Here is a 20,006-nt window from a genome sequence, read left to right as displayed (position 1 = left end):
CGTGGTCAAGTGCCGCAGCTCGTGCTCCAGCGCGGTCACCGCGTGCCGGATCTGGTCGGGGGTGTGCTCGCAGGTGATGAAGAAGCGCAGCCGGGGCGCGTGATGGGCGCCGTCAGCGGGATCGTCGCTGCCGTCGCCGGGCTGGCGTTCGCGCAGCTGGCCGCGGCCGCCGTGCGGCCCGAGTCCGCGCCGGTCACCGCCGTCGGCGGGACGGCGGTCGACCTGACGCCGGTGGCCGTCCGGGAGTGGGCCATCCGGCTGTTCGGCACGTCCGACAAGCTGGTGCTGACCCTCGGCATCGTCGCCGTCCTGGCCGCGGTGGCCGCCCTGGCCGGGCTGCTGGCCGTACGCCACCTGCCCGCCGGGATCGCGGTCGCGGGCGGGTTCGGGCTGCTGGGGGCGGCGGCCGCGCTCAGCCGTCCGGAGGCCACCTGGCGGGACGCGCTGCCGTCGCTGGTGGGCGGACTGGTCGCGGCCGGGGTGCTGTACCTGCTGGTCAGGGCGGTGCCGTGGCCCCGGCCGGCCGGGGCACCGCCCAGCGGGTCCCCCCGGACGGGGTCAGGGGGAGGGAGCCGGGCCGTGGACCGGCGCGGCTTCGGCCGGCTGGTCGCCGGCGTCCTGGCGGCCTCGGTCGCGGCCGGCTTCGCCGGGCGGCGCCTGGGGGCCCACGGTTCGGCCGGCGCCACCGCCTCGCGGGCCCGCTTCCTCCTCCCCCCGCCCACCGTGCCCGCGCCTCCGGTGCCGGCCGGCGCGGACCTGCGGGTACCGGGGCTCTCCCCGTTCCTCACCCCCGACCGCGACTTCTACCGGGTGGACACCGCCCTGGTCGTCCCCCGCGTGGACGCGGACACCTGGCGGCTGCGCATCCACGGCGAGGGGGTCGCGCGGCCCCTCACCCTCAATCTCCGGGAGCTGCTCAGCCGGCCCCTGGTCGAGCACGACATCACCCTCACCTGCGTGTCCAACGAGGTCGGGGGCCCGTACGCGGGCAATGCCCGCTGGCTCGGCGTGCGCCTCGCCGACCTGCTCCGCGAGGCGGGGGTGCGACCGCCGTCCCGGGGCGGTCCGGCCGACCAGCTGGTGTCGCGTTCGGTGGACGGCATGACGATCGGCACGCCCCTGGAGGCCGTCATGGACGGCCGGGAGGCGCTGCTGGCCGTCGGCATGAACGGCGAGCCGCTGCCCTTCGCGCACGGCTTCCCGGTCCGAATGGTCGTACCGGGCCTGTACGGGTACGTCTCCGCGTGCAAATGGCTCACCGAGCTGCGGCTGACCACCTTCGGCGCGTACGACGCCTACTGGGTGCGGCGGTCCTGGGCGCAGCAGGCCCCGGTCAAGACGCAGTCGCGGATCGACACCCCGCGCCCGTACGCCGACCTGGCGCCGGGCCGGGTGGCGGTCGCCGGGGTGGCCTGGGCGCAGCACCGCGGGATCGAGCGGGTCGAGGTACGGGTGGACGGCGGCCCCTGGCAGCAGGCACGGCTCGGGGCCGCGGACGGGGTGGACACCTGGCGGCAGTGGGTGTGGCCGTGGGAGGCGACGCCCGGGCGGCACACGCTGGAGGTCCGCGCGACGGACGGCACGGGCGCGGTCCAGACGGGGGCCCGCGCCGGGACCGTGCCGGACGGGGCGACCGGGTGGCACTCGGTGGAGGTACAGGTGAAGGCCCTCGGCTGAACCGTCCGGGCAGCTGAACCGTCCGGGCAGCTGAACCGTCCGGGCGGCTGAACCCCCCGGCGGTCGGACTGCCCCGGCGGCGCATCCACGGAATAATCCGAACATCGTTGACGTGTCGCCCGTACGACAGGAGCCGGCGCCGTGGAGCTGACCAGTACGTCGTTCCTCGTCACGCTCATCGTCGTGACCGCGCTCGCCGTGCTCGCCGCGCTGCTCCTGTGGAACCGGGTCCCCGGGCCGGGGTGGGTGCGGTGGCCGGCGCGGGTGCTGATGATCGGTCTCTGCCAGCTCACCGCCATCTGCGTGGTGGCCACCTGGATCAACGGCAGCTACGGACTCTACGCCTCCTGGCACGACCTGCTGGGCACCGACGACGTGCAGGACGCGGGCGCGATGACCGGGCCGACGGTGGGCCGGGCCAGGTTCACGCAGAACGGGGACGGCACGCGGACCACCTTCTTCCGGGGCTCCCACGCGAAGCTCGCCGGACAGGTGACCGTGTGGACTCCCCCGGAGTACAGCGCGCCGGGCGCGGACCGGACCCGTTTCCCGGTCCTGATGCTGCTGCACGGGTATCCGGGCACGCCCCGTACGTGGGTCGACCTCGGCGACATGCCCGGGGCGCTGGCGCAGCTGGTGGAGCTGGGCGCGGCGCACCCCTTCATCGTGGTGATCCCGGAGATCTACCCGGGCGGGGTGAACACCGACTGCAGCAACACGCCGCAGCGCAGGATCGCCGACTGGCTCGCGCTGGACGTGCCGGACCTGGTCGCACGCAACTTCCGTACGCTGCCCGCCCCGGGCGGCTGGGGGCTGATGGGCGTCTCCACCGGCGGGTTCTGCGCGGCCAAGCTGCCGTTGCAGTACCCGAAGGTGTTCCGGGCGGGCGCGGCCCTGGACCCGGACCCGCTGACGGGTGACCCGGAGGTGCTGGCCGACCGGACCCTGCGCGAGCGCAACAGCCCGATGTGGCTGGTGGAGCAGGCGAAGAAGGCGGACGTCGGGCTGTTCCTGGCCACCTCCGCCCAGGACAAGGACAGTCCGCCGCAGCAGCTGGAGGCCTTCGCCAAGGCCGCGGCGGGCAGCGGGGTCCGGGTCAAGACGCTGGTCCGCCCGGCGGGCGGCCACAACTTCCAGACCTGGACCGGAATGTACCCGGACGCGCTGGGCTGGCTGAGCACGGAACTGGCGCCGCCGAGCGCACGCTAGACCCCACCCCTTTGGAGGCACCGCTGTGCGCAGTTCCAGGATCCTCGCCCTCACCTGTCTGAACCTGCTGCTGGGCGCTTCGCTGGTGGGCGGGTGCACCCTCGGACGCGCCGAGAGCGCCGCGAAGGACTGCCCGGCCGGACAGCTCTCGCAGGGCGGCACGTGCCTCCCGGGCGATACGGAGGACTTCACCGCGCGGCAGGTCACCGAAGCCCTCGGGAAGTACAAGCTGACGGCGGCGATGGCCGAGGTGTGGGTCGACGGGGAACGCGTCGCGACGTCCGCGGCCGGGGAGACGATGACGGGCTTCCCCGCGACGACGGACATGCGTTTTCGCATCGGGTCGGTCGCGATCCCGTATCTGACGACCGCGCTGCTCAAACTCGTCGACGAGGGCGAGGTCGCGCTCGACGACAAGATCTCCCGCTGGCGCCCGGACCTTCCCCACGCGGACGAGATCACGCTGAGGATGCTGGCCTCGACCTCCTCCGGGTACGCGGACTACGTCACGGACAAGGGCTTCATCGCCGCGCTCTACGAGAACCCCTTCCGGACCTGGACGGCGGAGGAGCGCGTGAAGATCTCGGTCACCAAGCCCCTGGTGCTGCCTCCCGGTTCGGGTTTCGCCTACTCGCACGCCAACTGGGTGATCCTGGGCGACATCATCGCGAAGGTGCGCCGCAAGCCCCTCGAGGAGGTGATGGTCGAGGACGTCCTCAAGCCGCTCGGCCTGAGCCACACGGCCATCTCCTCCAAGGCGGACATCCCCGAGCCGGTGCTGCACTCCTTCGACAACGAACGGGGCGTGTTCGAGGACGCCACCTACTGGAATCCGTCGTGGACGCTGGCGCCGGGTTCGGTCATGACGGGCACGCTGGAGGACGCCGCGAAGTCCTTCGCCGCGATCGGTGAGGGAAAGCTGCTGACGCCCGAGTCGCACAAGGCCCAGCTCACCGGCGTCGTGAAGATCAAGGGCGACACCTGGTACGCGCTGGGCCTGCCCGTGCAGAACACCTGGATCGTCCAGAACCCGTCCTTCGCCGGCTACGCGGGCACGGTCGCCTACCTGCCGTCCAAGAAGATCGCCATCGCGACGGTGGCGACGCAGGGGCTCGGCAGCACCGTCCAGAACGCCAGCTCCCAGGTGCTGCAGGCGATCGCCGGCCACCTGGCCCCGGAACGGCCCCTCACGCTGGGATGACGGACCGCCGCCCGCCGGGACCGGTCCCGGCGGGCGGCGGACGCATCAGTTCCCGGCCAGGCGGACCGGCAGCGCCTCCACGCTGTTGCCGATGAAGCTGCGCTGGTGCGGGAGTTCGGCCTCCGGGGTGGCGAGGTCGAGGTCGGGGAAGCGGGTGAAGAGCCGCTCCAGGGCGGTCGTGGCCTCCAGGCGGGCGAGCGGGGCGCCCACGCAGTAGTGCGCCCCGTGCCCGAAGGAGAGGGCGCGGGCGGCGGTGGGGCGGGTGATGTCGAAGCGGTCGGCGTCCGGGCCGTGGAAGGCCTCGTCCCGGCCGGCGGCGGTGTAGCCGGCGAGCACCGGGGTGCCCTGCGGGATGACGGTGCCGTCGACGGTCAGGTCGCGCGTGGGGTAGCGGAAGGGGAACCAGCTGACCGGTCCGTCCCAGCGCAGGGTCTCGTCCACCACGTCCGACCAGGTCGCCTTCCCCTCCAGGACGAGGGCGAGCTGGTCGCGGTGGGTGCACAGGGCGCGGACGGCGTTGCTGATGAGGTTGAGGGTGGTCTCGTGGCCCGCGACGAGCATCAGCCGCATGGTGCCGGTGAGTTCGGCCTCGCTGAGCTGGTCGCCGTCGTCCTCTCGGGCGGCGATCAGGGCGCTGGTGAGGTCCTCCCCCGGGGCCTCCCGGCGGGTGGCGGCGATCGTGCCCATCAGCTCGACCAGCTCCCGTACGGCGGCCATCGCCTCGGCGGGGGTGGTGTCGGTGGCGATGATCACCTTGTTGGACAGGTGGTGCAGCCGTCCCCGGTGCTCGGGGTCCACCCCGAGCAGCTCGCAGATGACGCTCATCGGGAGCGGGAGCGCGAAGTGCTCGCGCAGGTCGGCGACCCCGTCGGGGGCCTCGGCCGCGGCCCGGGCCAGGTCGTCGAGGAGCTCGGCGGTCAGCTCCTCGACGCGCGGCCGCAGCCTTTCCACCTGGCGGGCCGTGAAGGCCCTGCCGACGAGGGCGCGGAGCCGGCGGTGGTCCGCGTCGTCGGCGGTGTGCATGCCCTGGGCGTTGGCGAAGGCCCGCAGCGGCCAGTCGCGGGGGATGGTGCCGTCGTGCAGGGCCGGGAAGTGCCGTGCGTCCTTGGCCACTTCGGGGTGACCGAGGAACTCCTTCAGCGCGTCGTGGCCCAGGACGACCGCTCCGGGCACCCCGCCGGGGAGCACGACCTGTGCCACCGGGCCGTGCGCGGCGCGCAGCCGGGCGTTGAGGGCGTGCGGGCAGCCGCCGGCGGGGTCGATGACGTGCGGGGCGTCCGGGGCGGACGGGACGGGTGACATCGGGGACGACAAGCCGGTTCTCCTGACCTGATGAACGAAAACTCGGTCAACAGTGCGGCCTCGGAGGCGGGTTGGACAAGACCGTCCCCCTCCCGTCTCAGAACCAGGTGAGGGTGAGCGCGAAGGCGGTGCCGGCGGTGGCCCCGGTGGAGTCGGTCGCGGTGGCGGTGACCTGGACCGTGCCGCTGCCCCAGGGCTTGCCGGTGATCCGGCCGGAGGCGGCGTCGAGGGTCAGCCCCCAGGGCAGGCCGGTGGCCGCGTACCGGACGGGAGCCTTCCCGCCGGTGGCGGTGAGCTGGATGGTGCAGGACTGGTTGAACTTGCACGTCTGCGGACCGGGGTTGCTGAGCCTCAGGTCACCGGGGGTGGGAGTCGGGGTCGGAGTGGGCGTGGGGGTCGGGGTGGGTGTCGGAGTGGGTGTGGGTGTGGGTGTGGGTGTCGGCGTGGTGCCGCAGCCCGGGGTGGCCTCCGGAGGCAGCGGGACCCGCCAGACCTGGGTGTCGTTCTCCGACCCGACGAGCAGGCTCGTGCAGTCGGCGTACGTCACCGTCTCGCCCTGCGACTGGGCCGGGAGGGCGACGTCCGCGAGCTTGACCCCCGCGGTGTCGTACACGGAGGCCGTGTTGGCGCCCAGCGGTCCGCCGCTGCGCAGGGCGTACGAGGCTCCCGACGGGGAGAACGCGCCGTCGGTGGCGAACACCGGGCCGGGCCGGACCGCCGTGAGGGTGTTGACCTGCCCGGTCACGGGCGGCAGCGGGGCCTGGTACAGCTGGCCGGCGGCTCCGATGACCTTGCTCGCGACGTAGAGCCGGCCGGTCACGGGGTCGGCGAGGAGGGACTCGGCGTCGTGCCTGCCGTCGGCGTAGGAGAAGCGGTACGTCACCGGGGTCACCGTGGCGTTCACCAGCTGGTCGGGCTCCGCGAAACCGTGCACGGTGATCTCCGCGCGGCCGCTGAAGTTGTCGCCGATGTCCCCGACCAGGATCGCCGGGGCGCCCGAGGCGTCCTTGCCGAGGGCGAGGGCCTCCCAGTCGGTGTTGCCGATGCCGGAGAGGGTGAGGGTGGCCAGCAGCCGGCCGGTGGCGGCGTTGCAGTCGACGGCGAAGACCTGGTTGGTGTTCCCGCTGTCGTTGACGGCGTAGAACACGCCGGGGTGTTTGCGGCTCATGGCGAGACCGCTGAATTCGGCCAGGCCGCCGGGAAGGGTGCACTTCTTCTCCGGTGCAAGCGCTCCGGTGCCGGAGACGGCCGGTGTGGCGGAGGGGGCCGGGGAGGCGGTGGCGCTGGCCATCCAGGCGACCGCGGGCAGGATCGTGGCGAGGGCCGCGGTCGCGAGGGCGGCGGCCCGTGGGGGTGTCAGGAGTCGGGACATGCGCACAATGTGAGGGGACATCAGCTGGTGTACCAGGCCCAATTCCCTCCCGTTCGAGCATCGTTCAATGCCGAGGGGGCATGTCCCGTCAGCGCACCGGTTCCCGGACCGGCCCCTTGTGTCCGGCCTGCGCGATGAACGCGCGGGCCGCGCGGCTCAGTGGCCGACGGGCGTGGGCGATACCCACCGGGCGCAGCAGCGGCGGGGTGAAGGAGCGGATCTCGGCCCGGCTCCCGAACGCCCTCAGCACCACGTCGCGGTACCAGATGAGGGAGCCGCGGCCGTCCGTCACACCGGTCACCCAAGCGAGGCGTTCGTCGACCTCCAGGGAGGGGACGGGCCGTACTCCGAGGCAGCTGAACATGGCCTCCATCTCGGTGCGCCGGCCGGTCCCCGGGGTGGGCAGGACCATCGGCAGCCCGTCGAGCATGCGCAGCGGCATCGGGTGGGGCAGCCGGGAGCCGAGCGGGGAGATCAGCACCACCTCGCGCTCCTGGATGAAGTGGGTGGAGAGCTCCTTGTCGACGGGCAGGTCCACCAGGGCCAGCTCCGCGCGCCCCTGGACCAGTTCCTCGACCAGGACCTCCCTGCTGCCGTGCTGCTGGAGCCGGACGTCGACCGTCGGGTGCCGCTCGGTGAAGGCGCCGACCAGGTCAGTGGCCAGATCGAGGGCGAGCGTGGGGGTGGTGACGAGGGTCAGGACGGCCCGGGTGTCCCTGCCGTGCGGGGTCCCGATGTCGTCGATGGCCTCCACCGCGTTGAGCACGGTCCGGGCCAGCCGGACGACCCGGGCCCCCTCCGGCGTGAGGTCCACCCCCCTTCCCCGGCGGGCGAGGAGCTCGACGCCCAGATCGCGCTCCATGGCCTGGACGGCCCGGGACAGGGCGGACTGGGCGACGAAGACCGAGGCGGCCGCGCCGGTGATGGACCGGCAGTCGGCGACGGCGACGAGGTAACGGAGCTGCGCCAGCGTGGGGGTCATGACCGGACGGTAACCTCGCGAGGCCGTACCTGTAAGGGCTCGTCGGGTGAACAACTTCCCGGTGGCCGGTTTGCCTTCATGCCCGGGCGGCGGCAAGGCATGCCGGTGCGGCATGTCCCCGGGGACGCGGCACCCCGTGCCGCGCCGCGGGGTCGGCCGCCGCGGGAGCGGTAACACCGCAGGCCACGGCTCGGCCGGCGCGGTTCGCGGGTCCGTCCGGAGCGGCCCGCGGGTGCCGCGGGAGCGAAACACCGTACTCCGCATGGCTGTTGACAGTGCGCGGAGACCACCGCACGATGCAACGCGGCATGAGGGTGTTTGACCACTGTTCAAGCCTGCCGCACTCCGGCAGACGTGCGAGACCGCCGCACTCCCCTCCTCGCGCTCTGTCGCGTTCCCCGCTCCGCCGCTCTCCGCTCTCCGCTCTCCGTTCTCCGCCCCGCCGTTCTGCCGTTCTTCCGTACCGCCGTCCTGGACTCCGCCATGTCACACAGCACTGGAAGAGGAGCGCCCGTGACCCCCCACTCCCCGCAGTCCGCCGCCCCCCGCGATCTGGTCGTCGCGGTCAGCCCCTTCGAGGAGCCCTGCCCGGCTGTCGTGACCGCCGCCGAACGCGCCGGGTCCCTCGGGCTGCTCGACCTCGGCCGGGATGCGAACGCCGCGCGGAGCGGACTCTCGGAGTCGGGCCGCCGGCTCGGCAGCGGCGGCAGGTACGGAGTGCGGGTGCCCGCGGGGTGCCCGCTCGGACCGGAGGAGCTGCCGGCCGAGGTCGACACCGTGCTGCTCGCCGACCCCGCGTGGCACACACCGGAGCGGGTGGCCGCGTGGACGGCGGCGGCCGGCCGGCCCCGGGTGTGGGCCGAGGTCACGAGCCTGGCGGAAGCCACGACCGCCGTGGCCGCGGGGGCGGGCTCGCTCGTCGCCAAGGGCCACGAGGCCGGCGGCCGGGTGGGCGCGGCCACCACCTTCGTGCTGCTCCAGCAGCTGCTCGGGGATCCCGCCATCCGGGTACCCGTACGGGCCTGCGGCGGGATCGGGCCGCACACGGCGGCCGCGGCCGTCGCGGGCGGCGCCGCCGGGGTGCTGCTCGACGTACAACTGGCCCTGACCGTCGAGGGGGAGGACGCCTTACCGACGGAAGTGGCCACCGCACTGCGGGCGATGGACGGTTCCGAGACCCGGCTCGCCGACGGGCACCGGGTGTTCGCACGGCCCGACCTCACACCGCCCGAGGGTCCGGCCCACCTGCTGCTCGGCGCCCGGGACCTGCGGACCCAGCTGCTGCCCGTCGGGCAGGACGGCGCCTCGGCGGCCCGGCTCGCCGAGCGTCACCGGACCACCGGTGGTGTGCTCCTCGCCGTACGGGCGGCCATCGGCGGGCACTTGGCAGCGGCGGCCCGGAGCGGGCCGCCGGCCGTCGCGCAGGGGCCGATGACCCGGGTGAGCGATCAGGCGGCCTTCGCCGAGGCGGTGGCCGCCGCGGGCGGCGTCCCGTACCTGGCGCTCGCCGTGATGGAGGGCCCGGACGTACGCCGGCTCCTCGCCGAGACGGCCGAACGGCTCGGGGAACGCCCCTGGGGCGTGGGACTGCTCGGCTTCGCCCCGCCCGAGCTGCGGCGGGCACAGCTGGCGGCCGTGACCGAGGCCCGTCCACCGCACGCGATCATCGCCGGGGGCACCCCGGCGCAGGCCGCCCCGCTGGAGGCGGCCGGGATCCGCACCCACCTGCACGTGCCCTCGCCCGGCCTGCTGGAGCGGTACCTCGCCGCGGGGGCGCGGCGGTTCGTCTTCGAGGGGCTGGAATGCGGCGGCCACGTCGGGCCGCGCGCCTCGTTCCCGCTGTGGGAGGAGCAGATCGAGCGGCTGCTGTCCTGCCCCGAACCGGAGGCTCTGGACCTGCTGTTCGCGGGCGGGATCCACGACGAACGGTCCGCCGCGATGGCGGTGGCGGCCGCGGCTCCGCTGGCCGGGCGCGGCGCCCGGATCGGGGTGCTGATGGGCACCGCCTACCTGTTCACCGAGGAGGCCGTGGCGGCGGGCGCGGTCCTGCCGGGCTTCCAGCGGGCGGCGGTGGAGTGCGCGGACACCGTACTGCTGCGCACCGCGCCCGGGCACGCCACCCGCTGTGCGGACACCCCGTACGCCGAGACCTTCGAGGCGACCCGGCGGCGGCTCGCGGAGAGCGGCGCCGAACCGCGCGAGGTCTGGGAGGAGCTGGAACGGCTCAACCTGGGGCGGCTGCGGATCGCCAGCAAGGGCCTGCGGCGCGCGGCGGACCGGCTGGAGGCCGTCGACGAGGAACAGCAGTACGCGGACGGGCTGTTCATGCTCGGCCAGGCCGCGACCCTGCGCACCGCGACCACCACGATCGCCGCACTGCACGCGCAGGTCACCGAGGGGGCCACGGCACTGCTGGAACGCCGGGCCCGGGACTTCGCCGACGAGCCTCCGGAGAGGGCCGACCCCCTCGACATCGCCATCGTCGGCATGGCGTGCGCCTACCCCGGCGCGCCGGACCTCGCCGCCTACTGGGCGATGGTCCTCGCCGGGACGGACGCCGTCACCGAGGTGCCGGCCGAGCGCTGGGACCCGGAGCTCTACTACGACCCCGACCCGGCCCGGGCCGGGGAACGCACGCCTTCCCGCTGGGGCGGCTTCCTCGGCCCGGTGCCCTTCGACGCCCTCGCGCACGGCATCCCGCCCGCCTCCCTCGCCGGGATCGAGCCGGTGCAGCTGCTGGCCCTGGAGATCTCGGCGCGGGCCCTCGGCGACGCCGGCTACGGCCGGGAGCGCGCCTTCGACCGCTCGCGGACCTCGGTGGTCTTCGGCGCGGAGGCCGGCACCGAACTGGCGGGCGCCTACGGGCTGCGCGCCCTCCATCCCGCCTACCTGGGCGAGCTGCCACCCGCCCTGGACGAGCAACTGCCCAGGCTCACCGAGGACTCCTTCCCCGGCATCCTCGCCAACGTCATCGCGGGCCGGGTCGCCAACCGGCTGGACCTGGGCGGCGCGAACTGCACGGTCGACGCCGCCTGCGCCTCCTCCCTCGCCGCCCTGGACCTGGCCTGCCGCCAACTGCGCGACCGGGACAGCGACATGGTGCTGTGCGGCGGCGCCGACGTGCACAACGGGATCAACGACTACCTGATGTTCGCCTCCGTCCGCGCCCTGTCGCCGGGCGGCCGCTGCCGGCCCTTCGACGCGGCCGCCGACGGGATCGCCCTCGGCGAGGGGGTGGGGGCGCTCGTCCTGAAGCGGCTCGCGGACGCCGAACGGGACGGCGACCGGGTGTACGCCGTGATCAAGGCGGTGGGCTCCGCCAGCGACGGCCGGTCCCTCGGCCTGACCGCACCCCGCCCGGAAGGACAGCGCCGGGCCCTGGAACGGGCCTACGCACGGGCCGGCATCGCCCCGGCCGAGGTGGGCCTGATCGAGGCGCACGGCACCGGCACGGTGGTCGGCGACAGCACCGAACTTGCCGTCCTCAGCGACCTGTTCACCGCCTCCGGAGCCCCCGCCGGATCCTGCGCCCTGGGCTCCGTGAAATCCCAGCTCGGCCACACCAAGTGCGCCGCGGGTCTCGCCGGGCTCATCAAGGCCGCACGGGCCGTCCACTCGGGCGTACGGCCCCCGACCCTGCACATCGACACCCCGAACCCGGCCTGGCGGGCGGAGAGCAGCCCCTTCGCCTTCGACGCCGAGGCGCGCCCCTGGGCCGTACCCGTCGAGCGGCGGATCGCCGGGGTGAGCGCCTTCGGCTTCGGCGGCACCAACTACCACGCGGTGCTGGCCGGTTACGGTGGCTCCGAGGAGCCCCGGCACGGCCTGGAGGAGTGGCCGGCCGAGCTGTTCTGCTTCCGCGGCGCGGACCGGAAGGCGGCCGGCCGGGCGATGGCACGGCTCGCGGCCCGCCTGGAGGAGAACGACACGGCCGGCCGCCCCTGGCCGCTGCGCGACCTCGCGGCGGAAACCGCCGGCGGCTCCGACCCGGTCCAGGTGGCGATCGTGGCCGCCGACCTCGACGAACTGGCGGCCCGCCTCGAACAGGCCCGCACCTTCACGCACGGCACGGGCATCCACATCACACACGAGAAGAAGGGCCTGACCGCCTTCCTCTTCCCCGGTCAGGGCAGCCAGCGCCCCGGCATGCTGGGCGAGTTGTTCACGGCCTTCCCCGCCCTGCGCACCCTCCTGGACTCGGCTCCGCCCCCGGTCGTGGCCGCGATGTTCCCACCCGCGGCGTTCACCCCCGAGGGGCGGGCAGCCCAGAGAACGGCGGTCACCGACACCCGCGTGGCCCAGCCCGCCCTGGGACTGGCCGGGGCGGCAGCGCATCTGCTGCTCGGTGAGCTCGGCGTACGGCCGGACTGCGTGGCCGGGCACTCGTACGGGGAGCTCACCGCGCTCTGGGCGGCCGGGGTCTACGACACCGGGAGCCTGCTGCGGCTGAGCGCCGGCCGCGCCGAGGCGATCCTGACGGCCGCCGGCGCGGATCCCGGCGGGATGGCGGCGGTGTCGGCCACGCCGGACGAGGTCGCCGCGCACACCGGCTGCACGATCGCCAACCACAACGCCCCCCGGCAGTGCGTGATCTCGGGCCCCACGCCCACCATCGAGGAAGCGATCTCCGCTCTGCGCGAGGCGGGACTCTCGGCCGAACCCCTCCCGGTGGCCTGCGCCTTCCACAGCGAGGTGGTGTCAGCGGCCTCGAAGGCCCTCGCCTCGGCCCTTGCGGACACACCGATGACAGCCCCGGCCCTCCCCGTCTGGTCGAACACCACAGGACGCCCGTATCCGACATCCCCTGCGGACATCCAGGACCTCCTGGCCCGGCAGGTCGCGGAGCCGGTCCGGTTCGTCGACGAGGTGGAGGCCATGTACGCGGCCGGCGTCCGCACCTTCGTGGAGGCGGGCCCCGGCCGGGTCCTCACCGCCCTCGTCAGCCGGATCCTGGCCGACCGCCCCCACACGGTGGTCCCGCTGGACGTACCCGGCGAGCACGGCCTGGTCCGGCTGGTCACGGCGCTGGCCGAACTGACGGCGGCCGGCGTGCCGGTGGCACCGGAGGCCCTGTTCCGCGGCCGCACCTCCCGCCTCCCCGAACGCGCCCCGCGCCGCCCGGGCTGGCTGGTCGACGGCCACCTGGTCCGCACCGCATCCGGCACCCCGGTCCCCGGCGGCCTCCGCCCCGCGCACCGCGTGGCCGCGCCGACTGAAGCCGTAGAACCGCTCACGACCGCGAATGGAGGCACGGGCATGACCACGAGCCGGACGGCAGGCGCCGAGGAGACGATCCTGGAGTACCTCCGCAGCACCCGCGAACTGGTCGCGGCCCAGCGGGACGTCCTGCTGAGCTACCTGGGGCTGCCCGCCCTGCCCGCGACCGGTTCCACCGGGGCCGGGAGCGTGCCGGTGCGATCCCCGCAGGGCGCCGAACGCAACGAGGCCAGGCCCTCCGACCCCCCGTCACGTTCGGCGTCCGAGGAGACGCCCCGGCGCGCGCCCGGCCCCACCTCTCCGACCGCCCCCGCCGAAGCCCCGGCCCCCGACCGGTCCCCCGAGGCGGTCATGCAGGTCGTCCTGGAGATCGTCCACACCCGGACCGGCTACCCGCTGGACATGCTCGACCCCGGCCTGGACCTGGAGGCCGACCTCTCCATCGACTCCATCAAGCGCGTGGAGATCATCGGCGCCCTGGCCGACCGGATCGGCCTCCCCCAGGACATGAACGACTCCGCCGAGTCCGCGGTCGAGGAGCTGTCCCGGATCAAGACCCTGCGCGGCATAGTCGACTGGATCACCGCACACACCGACCCGCACCCGCACCCGCACCCGCACCCGAACCCGAACCCGGCAGCGAACACCCAGCCCACCACACCCACACCCACACAGGCACCCACACAGGTACTCACCCGCCTCCGAGTGGAAACGGCACCCGCACCCGCACCCGCCCCCACACCCACCCCGGACCCCGAAGCCCTCCACGGCCTGCGGATCGGCGTGGTCGACGACGGCCAGGGCCTCGCCCGAGCGCTCTCCACGGCACTGCGGGCGTACGGGGCCGAGCCGCACCCCCTCACCGAACCCGAGCCCGGCTTCGACGGCATCGTCGACCTGACCGCCCTGCGGACCGGCTCGGAGCCCGTCCTCCCCCAGCTCTTCCCCGCACTGCGCCGCACCCTGACGGGCGGAACCCACCGGCTGCTGCTCGTCACCGCACCCGGGACCCCCGCCGCCGGCCTGCACGGCTTCGCCCGCAGCGCCGCCCTCGAATTCCCCGGCGCACTCGTCCGCGCGGTGGACGTCCACCCCAAGGAGGCACCCGAACAGATCGCCGCGCAACTCCTGGCAGAGCTGAGCTGCGACGCACCCCACTCGTCCGTCGGGTACACGCCCGAGGGCACCCGCACCACCCGCACTCCGGTCCCGGCCCCGCTCGCCGCGGCCGGAGGCGCCGCACAGCTCCTCGGCCCCGACTCCGTCGTCCTGCTCACCGGCGGAGCCCGTGGCATCACCGCCCGTACCGCCCTCGCCCTGGCGCAGGCCACGGGATGCCACATCGAACTCCTGGGCCGCACCCCGGAACCCGCCGCCACCCCCGCCGCCACGGACGCGTTCGCCCAGGCCCAGGACCGCGTCGCCCTCCGCGCCGCGCTGATCGCCGCGGGCCTGCGCAAGCCCGCCGAGATCGAGGCCGAGGCCTCGCGGATCCTCGCCGAGCGCGAGGTGCGCGCCACGCTGGCCGCGCTCACCGCGTCGGCCGCCTCCGTCCGCTACCACTGCGCGGACGTCACCGACGAGCAGGCCGTACGGGCCGTCGTGGCCGGCGTACGGGAGCGCCACGGCCGCCTCGACGGCATCGTGCACGGAGCCGGCGTCCTGCGCGACGGCCTGCTGAGCGACAAGCAACCGGCCGACTTCACCGACGTGTTCACCACGAAGGTGACCGGCGCCCGGCACCTGGCCGCCGCGGCCGCCGAGCACGGTCCGGCGCCCGCCCCCCGCTTCCTGGCCCTGTTCGGGAGCGTGGCCGGGGTCTACGGCAACCGCGGCCAGACCGACTACGCCGCCGCCAACGACGCCCTCGACGGCCTCGCGCACACCTGGGCGGAGTCCTTCCCGGGCCGGGTGCTGTCCGTCGACTGGGGCCCCTGGGCCGCGGAGGCGGGCGGGATGGTCACCCCCGAGCTGGAGCGTGCGTACGCCCGGCGCGGCATCCCGCTCATCGACCCGGCGGCCGGCGCCGCCGCCTTCCTGGCCGAACTGTCGCACGGAACCGACGTACAGGTGGTCCTCATGGCCACGGCCGACACGGCACCGGCCCAGGAGGACGGAGGCCATGAGTAATCGGCGAAACGACACCGGGCCCCGCCCCACCGACGCCGCCATCGTCGGCATGGGCGCCGTCTTCCCGGGCGCCCCCGACCTGGCCGCGTACCGCCGCAACCTCCTCGCCGGCACGGACTCCATCGGCGAGGTCCCGCCGGACCGCTGGGACCCCGAGGTGTACTACGACCCGACCGCCGGGGGACCCGCCGGCGGGCCCGCCGCCGGTGACCGGTTCTACTGCCGCAGGGGCGGGTTCGTCGACGGCCTCGCCTCCTTCGACCCGACCCGTTTCGGGATCATGCCGGCCGCCGTGGAAGGGGCCGAGCCCGATCAGATGCTGGCCCTGCACGCGACGGCGGAGGCGATCGCCGACGCGGGCGGCGAGGACCGGCTGCCGGCCGACCGCTCACGGATCGGGGTGGTGCTGGGGCGCGGCGGTTTCATGGGCGTGGCCACCGCACGCCTCGACCAACGCGTCCGAACCGCCCACCAGTTGGCGCAGACCCTGCGGGAGCTGGCGCCGGAGCTGGGCGAGCGGCGGATCGCGGCGGTGCGCTCGGCCTTCCAGGACGCGCTGGGGCCGGAGCGGCCGGACGCCTCGATCGGGCTGGTGCCGAGCTTCACGGCCGCCCGGACCGCGAACCGGCTGGACTTCCGCGGCCCCGCGTACACCCTCGACGCGGCCTGCGCCTCGTCCCTGCTGGCGGTGGACCAGGCGGTGGGACTGCTGGCCGCGGACCGCTGTGACGCGGTGGTCGCGGGGGCGGTGCACCACTGCCACATCGCCACGCTGTGGAGCGTGTTCACGCAGTTGCGGGCGCTGAGCCCGAGTGAGCGGATCCGGCCCTTCGACCGCCGGGCCGACGGGACCCTGCTGTCCGAGGGGACCGGGGTGGTGCTGCTGAAGCGGCTGGCGGACGCGCAACGGGACGGAGACCGCGTGTACGCGGTGATCCGCGGGACGGGCGTGGCCGGGGACGGCCGGGCGGCGAGCCTGATGAGCCCCCTGGTCGCCGGCCAGGTACGGGCACTGGAGCGGGCCTGGCGGGAGGCCGGACTGGATCCGCGGGCGCCGGGCGCGCTGGGGCTGCTGGAGGCGCACGGGACGGGCACGCCTGTCGGTGACGCTGCCGAACTCGACACCCTGGCCCAGGTGTTCGGCCCGTCCGGGCCGGGCAGCGGGCGCGGCATCGGCTTCGGTTCGGTGAAGTCGATGCTCGGGCACACCATGCAGGCCTCGGGCATGGCCGGCCTGATCAAGGCCGCGCTCGCGGTGCACGAAGGGGTGCTGCCGCCGACGCTGCACCTGGAGGAACCGCACGCGGACCTGGCCCGGACCCGCATGCGGCCGGTGACGGAGGCGGAGCCGTGGGAGCGCGGGCCGGAGCCCCGCCGGGCCGGGGTCAACGCGTTCGGGTTCGGCGGGATCAACGCGCACGTGGTCCTGGAGGAGGCTCCGGCGGCCGCGCGTCCGCCGCTTCCTGTGCGGCGGTTCCTGCCGCTGGGGGCCGCGGCCGCGCCGGTGGGGCCGGCCGCGCGGGCCGACGTACTCCTGATCGGCGCGGACACCCCGGCGGAGCTGTCGGCGCGGCTGGCGTCCGCTTCGAAGGCGTCCGCTCCCCCGGCCTCCGGCGGCGACGGTCCCTGCCGGGTCGCGGTGGTCGGGCCCACGCCGCAGCGTCTCGCGCTCGCCGCGAAGGTGGTGGCGCGGGGCCGGCCGTGGCGGGGGCGCGGGGACGTGTGGTTCACACCGGAGCCACTGGGCGGCCGGGTGGCGTTCCTGTTCCCGGGCCTGGAGCCGGAGTTCGCCCCCGTGGTCGACGACGTGGCGGACCGGCTCGGGCTGGAGCCGCCCCGCCTCACCCGGGGCGCGACCCTAGTGGAACGGGCCCTGGACGCGATCGCGACGGGCCGCTTCTTCGCCCGGGTGCTGCCCGGGCTCGGCATCGGGGCCGATGTGCTGGCGGGCCACAGCCTGGGCGAGTGGGCGGCGATGGTGGCCGCCGGAATGTATCCGCAGGAGGCGGCCGACACCTTCCTGGACTCGCTGCGGCCGGACGATCTGCGGGTCCCGGACCTCGTGTACGCGGCGCTGGGCTGCGGTGCCCGCCGGGCGGAGGCGGCGCTGCACGGCCTGGACGCGGTGGTGGTCAGCCACGACAACTGCCCGCACCAGTCGGTGATCTGCGGGGATCCGGACCAAGTGGCCTCGGTGGTCGAGCGGTTGCGCGCCGACGGGGTGCTCGGCCAGGAACTGCCGTTCCGTTCGGGTTTCCACACGCCCATGTGGGAGCCGTACCTCGGCCAGGTCCGCGCCGCCTTCGGCCGGCTGCCGCTGCGGGCCGGCTCCCTCCCGGTGTGGTCGGCGACCACGTGCGCGCCGTTCCCGTCCGCCCCGCGGGAGGTGCGGGAGCTGGTGGTGCGGCATCTGCTGGAGCCGGTCCGCTTCCGCGAGTTGACGCTGCGGCTGTACGAGGAGGAGGGCGTGCGCACCTTCGTCACGCTGGGGCCGGGCAGCCTGCCGGGCTTCGTCGAGGACACCCTGCGCGAGCGTCCCCACCTCTCGGTCTCCACCTCCTCCCCCCGCCTGGCCGGCCTCGCGGCGCTGAGCCGCACCTGCGCCGCGCTCTGGGCCGAGGGGCACGCACCGCGCTGGGCGCTCCTGGCCGAGGCGGCCCCGGCGGCCGGTTCGACGCTTCGCCCCGGCCCGGCCGCACCGCGGCCGGCGCCCGCCGGACCCGGGCTCCGCATGCCCCTGGACCTCGGGTCCCCGCTGGTCCGCCTGGGCGAGGCGGCCCGCGCCTCGCTGACCGGCCTCCTCACCCCGGCCGCCGCCCCGGCCCCGGCCGCCGCCCCGAGCCCGGCCCCGGCGGCCGCCCCGGCGGCGGGAGCGGTCCGGCCGGTGCTGCTGTCCGCCCTGGACGCGGTGCTGGCCGACGCCGACGCGGCCGCCCGGGCCGTCACCGAGGCCTGGTCGGCCGCCGCCGACGCGCCCGGTGACGGCGGTCCGGGGGCGGGAGGGGCCGCGGGGAAGGAGCTCCTGCGGCTCTCGCTCGCCGCGCTGCCCTCCGTACGCGACCACTGCGTGTACCTCCAGCCCGACGGCTGGCCGGAGGACTCCGACAGGTTCCCCGTCGTGCCCATGACCACCATGCTGGAGCTGGCCGCCGACGCCGCCCGGCGGCACGCCCCGCCCGGTCTCGCCGTCGTCGGCTACGAGGACGTGCGTGCCATGCGGTGGCTCGCCGTCGAGCCGGCCGTCGACGTCGAGGTCCGCGTCCGCGGTGACGGGCCCGGCCGGATGCGCGTCACCCTCGGGGAGTACGCCTCGGTGGTCGTGCTGCTCGGCGAGCGGTACGGACAGCCGCCCGCGCCCGACGACACGCCGCTGCGCGACCCCGGGCCCGCGCCCGTCAGCGCCGCGGCCCTCTACCGGGACCGCTGGATGTTCCACGGGCCGCGCTTCGCCGGGGTCCACGAGGTGCGGACCGTCGGCTCGGACGGCATCCACGGCGTGCTGCGGGCCCTGCCCGACCAGGGGGCGCTCCTCGACGCCGCCGGGCAGCTCTTCGGGCACTGGATGCAGCTGCGGCTCCCGGTGGACCGGCTGGTCTTCCCGGCCACCGTGGACCGCATCCGGTTCTTCGGGCCGCCGCCGGCCCCGCAGGAGCTGGTCACCGCCACCGCCCGGATCCGCGAGGTGCACGACGTCACCGTCCGCGGGGACCTCGAACTGCGCCGGGCCTCCGGCGGGGTGTGGGCCCGGATCGACGGGTGGACGTACCGCCGGTTCGGCGCCGACGAACGGGTCTGGCCGATGAAGTTCACCCCCGAGGTCTGCGGGATCGGCGAGCCCCGGCCCGAGGGCTGGTGCCTGGCCCGGCGCCGCTGGACCGATCCGGCCTCGCAGGAGCTGGTGATGCGCCGCTACCTGGGCGCCGGCGAGCGGGCGGTCTACGAGCGCCTGTCGCCGCGGGCCCGGGCGCCCTGGCTGCTGGGCCGGATCGCCGCCAAGGACGTGCTGCGCGGGCTCCTGTGGGACGGCGGAGCCGGGCCGGTGTTCCCGGCTGAGGTGCCCATCGGCAACGACGCGACCGGCCGGCCGCTCGCCGAGGGCCCCCTCGCCCGGGGATACCGGCTGTCGATCGCCCACAAGGACCGGATCGCGGTCGCCCTCGCCGACCCGGCGCGGGCGGTCGGCATCGACGTGGAGCCCGTGACCGCCGACCCTGACGCGCTGATCCGGATCGCCCTCGGGCCGGACGAACTCCGCCTCGCCGAAGGGCTGGCGGCCCGCGGGGGCACGGCGCTGCCGGCCGCGCTGACCGCCCTGTGGTGCGCCAAGGAGGCCGCCGCCAAGGCGGCCGGCAGCGGGCTGGGCGGCCGGCCGCGGGACTGGCGGGTGGCCGGCGACCCGGATTCCGGCGGCCTGCTCGTGACGTCCCCGGACGGGCACCCGTACCCGGTCCGCACGACACGGATCGGCACGCCGCTCACCGACACTCCGCTCGCGATCCCGCCGGCCGGCCCGCCGCCCGACCACGTCGTCGCCTGGACCGCCCACCCGACCGCGCCCTCCCCCGTCCCCTTCCACCTCACGGAGAACCGTCATGGCAACTGACATCCTCGCCGAGATCACGGGCATGCTCGTGGAGATCGTCGGCGACGAATTCCTTCTCGCGGACGAGGTCACGATGAAGACGACGTTCAACGAGGACCTCGCCCTGGAGAGCATCGAGTTCGTCGCCCTCGCCGAGCTGCTCCACCACCGCTACGGCGCCGAGGTGGACCTGATGGGCTTCCTGGCGGAGAAGGACATGGACGCGATCCTGGCCATGTCCGTGGGTGACCTCGTCACCCACATCGGCCGGATCACGCACACCTCCCTGGCCCGGGTCTCGGCGGGGACCTCGCCGGCGTCGGCCGGCTGAGCC

9 protein-coding genes are annotated in these 20,006 nt (G+C 75.1%); 6 read left to right on the top strand and 3 right to left on the bottom strand.

All coding sequences use genetic code 11. The annotated features are described in order from the left end of the window. Positions 1-102 precede the first annotated feature (102 nt). From AB0D29_RS06845 to AB0D29_RS06835, 3 genes are all read left to right on the top strand, one after another. Positions 103-1,677, top strand: coding sequence for a molybdopterin-dependent oxidoreductase (locus AB0D29_RS06845; protein WP_362852522.1), 1,575 nt, complete (start codon positions 103-105; stop codon positions 1,675-1,677). 141 nt (positions 1,678-1,818) lie between these two features. Next, complete coding sequence (locus AB0D29_RS06840) at positions 1,819-2,886, top strand: alpha/beta hydrolase-fold protein (protein WP_362852507.1); 1,068 nt, start codon at positions 1,819-1,821, stop codon at positions 2,884-2,886. A 25-nt stretch (positions 2,887-2,911) separates the two neighbouring features. Beyond that, complete coding sequence (locus AB0D29_RS06835; protein ID WP_362852506.1) at positions 2,912-4,087, top strand: serine hydrolase domain-containing protein; 1,176 nt, start codon at positions 2,912-2,914, stop codon at positions 4,085-4,087. 45 nt (positions 4,088-4,132) lie between these two features. On the opposite strand, the gene AB0D29_RS06830 is transcribed toward AB0D29_RS06835, so the two are convergent. From AB0D29_RS06830 to AB0D29_RS06820, 3 genes are all read right to left on the bottom strand, one after another. Then, entirely contained in the window at positions 4,133-5,389 is a 1,257-nt protein-coding gene (locus AB0D29_RS06830) for a cytochrome P450 (protein WP_362852521.1), read from the bottom strand. Between the two features lie 97 nt (positions 5,390-5,486). Then, positions 5,487-6,761: an Ig domain-containing protein gene (locus AB0D29_RS06825; protein ID WP_362852505.1), complete on the bottom strand. Its 1,275-nt coding sequence runs from the start codon at positions 6,759-6,761 to the stop codon at positions 5,487-5,489. Between the two features lie 88 nt (positions 6,762-6,849). After that, on the bottom strand, positions 6,850-7,743 hold the full coding sequence (locus AB0D29_RS06820) for a LysR family transcriptional regulator (protein WP_362852504.1): 894 nt from the start codon (positions 7,741-7,743) through the stop codon (positions 6,850-6,852). 513 nt (positions 7,744-8,256) lie between these two features. Here AB0D29_RS06820 and AB0D29_RS06815 point away from each other — a divergent pair. The 3 genes from AB0D29_RS06815 to AB0D29_RS06805 are packed head-to-tail and all read left to right on the top strand — an operon-like array spanning position 8,257 to position 20,003. Continuing rightward, positions 8,257-15,090 carry an SDR family NAD(P)-dependent oxidoreductase gene (locus tag AB0D29_RS06815; RefSeq protein WP_362852503.1) on the top strand — a complete coding sequence of 2,278 codons (6,834 nt, stop codon included), beginning with the start codon at positions 8,257-8,259 and terminating at the stop codon, positions 15,088-15,090. Further along, positions 15,083-19,693 (top strand): beta-ketoacyl synthase N-terminal-like domain-containing protein, encoded by a 4,611-nt coding sequence (locus AB0D29_RS06810; protein WP_362852502.1) that lies wholly within the window; start codon positions 15,083-15,085, stop codon positions 19,691-19,693. The genes AB0D29_RS06815 and AB0D29_RS06810 overlap by 8 nt, the downstream gene beginning before the upstream one ends. After that, on the top strand, positions 19,683-20,003 hold the full coding sequence (locus AB0D29_RS06805; RefSeq protein ID WP_362852501.1) for an acyl carrier protein: 321 nt from the start codon (positions 19,683-19,685) through the stop codon (positions 20,001-20,003). The genes AB0D29_RS06810 and AB0D29_RS06805 overlap by 11 nt, the downstream gene beginning before the upstream one ends. Positions 20,004-20,006: the final 3 nt, after the last annotated feature.

This window comes from Streptomyces sp. NPDC048424 (assembly GCF_040651555.1).
Taxonomy (GTDB): Bacteria; Actinomycetota; Actinomycetes; order Streptomycetales; family Streptomycetaceae; genus Streptomyces.
This window is presented reverse-complemented; position numbering and strand designations above follow the sequence as displayed.

Bases quoted from the DNA above. Each gene is read 5' to 3' on its own strand.
- AB0D29_RS06845 (WP_362852522.1), top strand. From the start codon at position 103: ATGGGCGCCGTCAGCGGGATCGTCGCTGCCGTCGCCGGGCTGGCGTTC.
- AB0D29_RS06830 (WP_362852521.1), bottom strand. From the start codon at position 5,389: ATGTCACCCGTCCCGTCCGCCCCGGACGCCCCGCACGTCATCGACCCC.
- AB0D29_RS06825 (WP_362852505.1), bottom strand. From the start codon at position 6,761: ATGTCCCGACTCCTGACACCCCCACGGGCCGCCGCCCTCGCGACCGCG.
- AB0D29_RS06820 (WP_362852504.1), bottom strand. From the start codon at position 7,743: ATGACCCCCACGCTGGCGCAGCTCCGTTACCTCGTCGCCGTCGCCGAC.
- AB0D29_RS06810 (WP_362852502.1), top strand. From the start codon at position 15,083: ATGAGTAATCGGCGAAACGACACCGGGCCCCGCCCCACCGACGCCGCC.
- AB0D29_RS06805 (WP_362852501.1), top strand. From the start codon at position 19,683: ATGGCAACTGACATCCTCGCCGAGATCACGGGCATGCTCGTGGAGATC.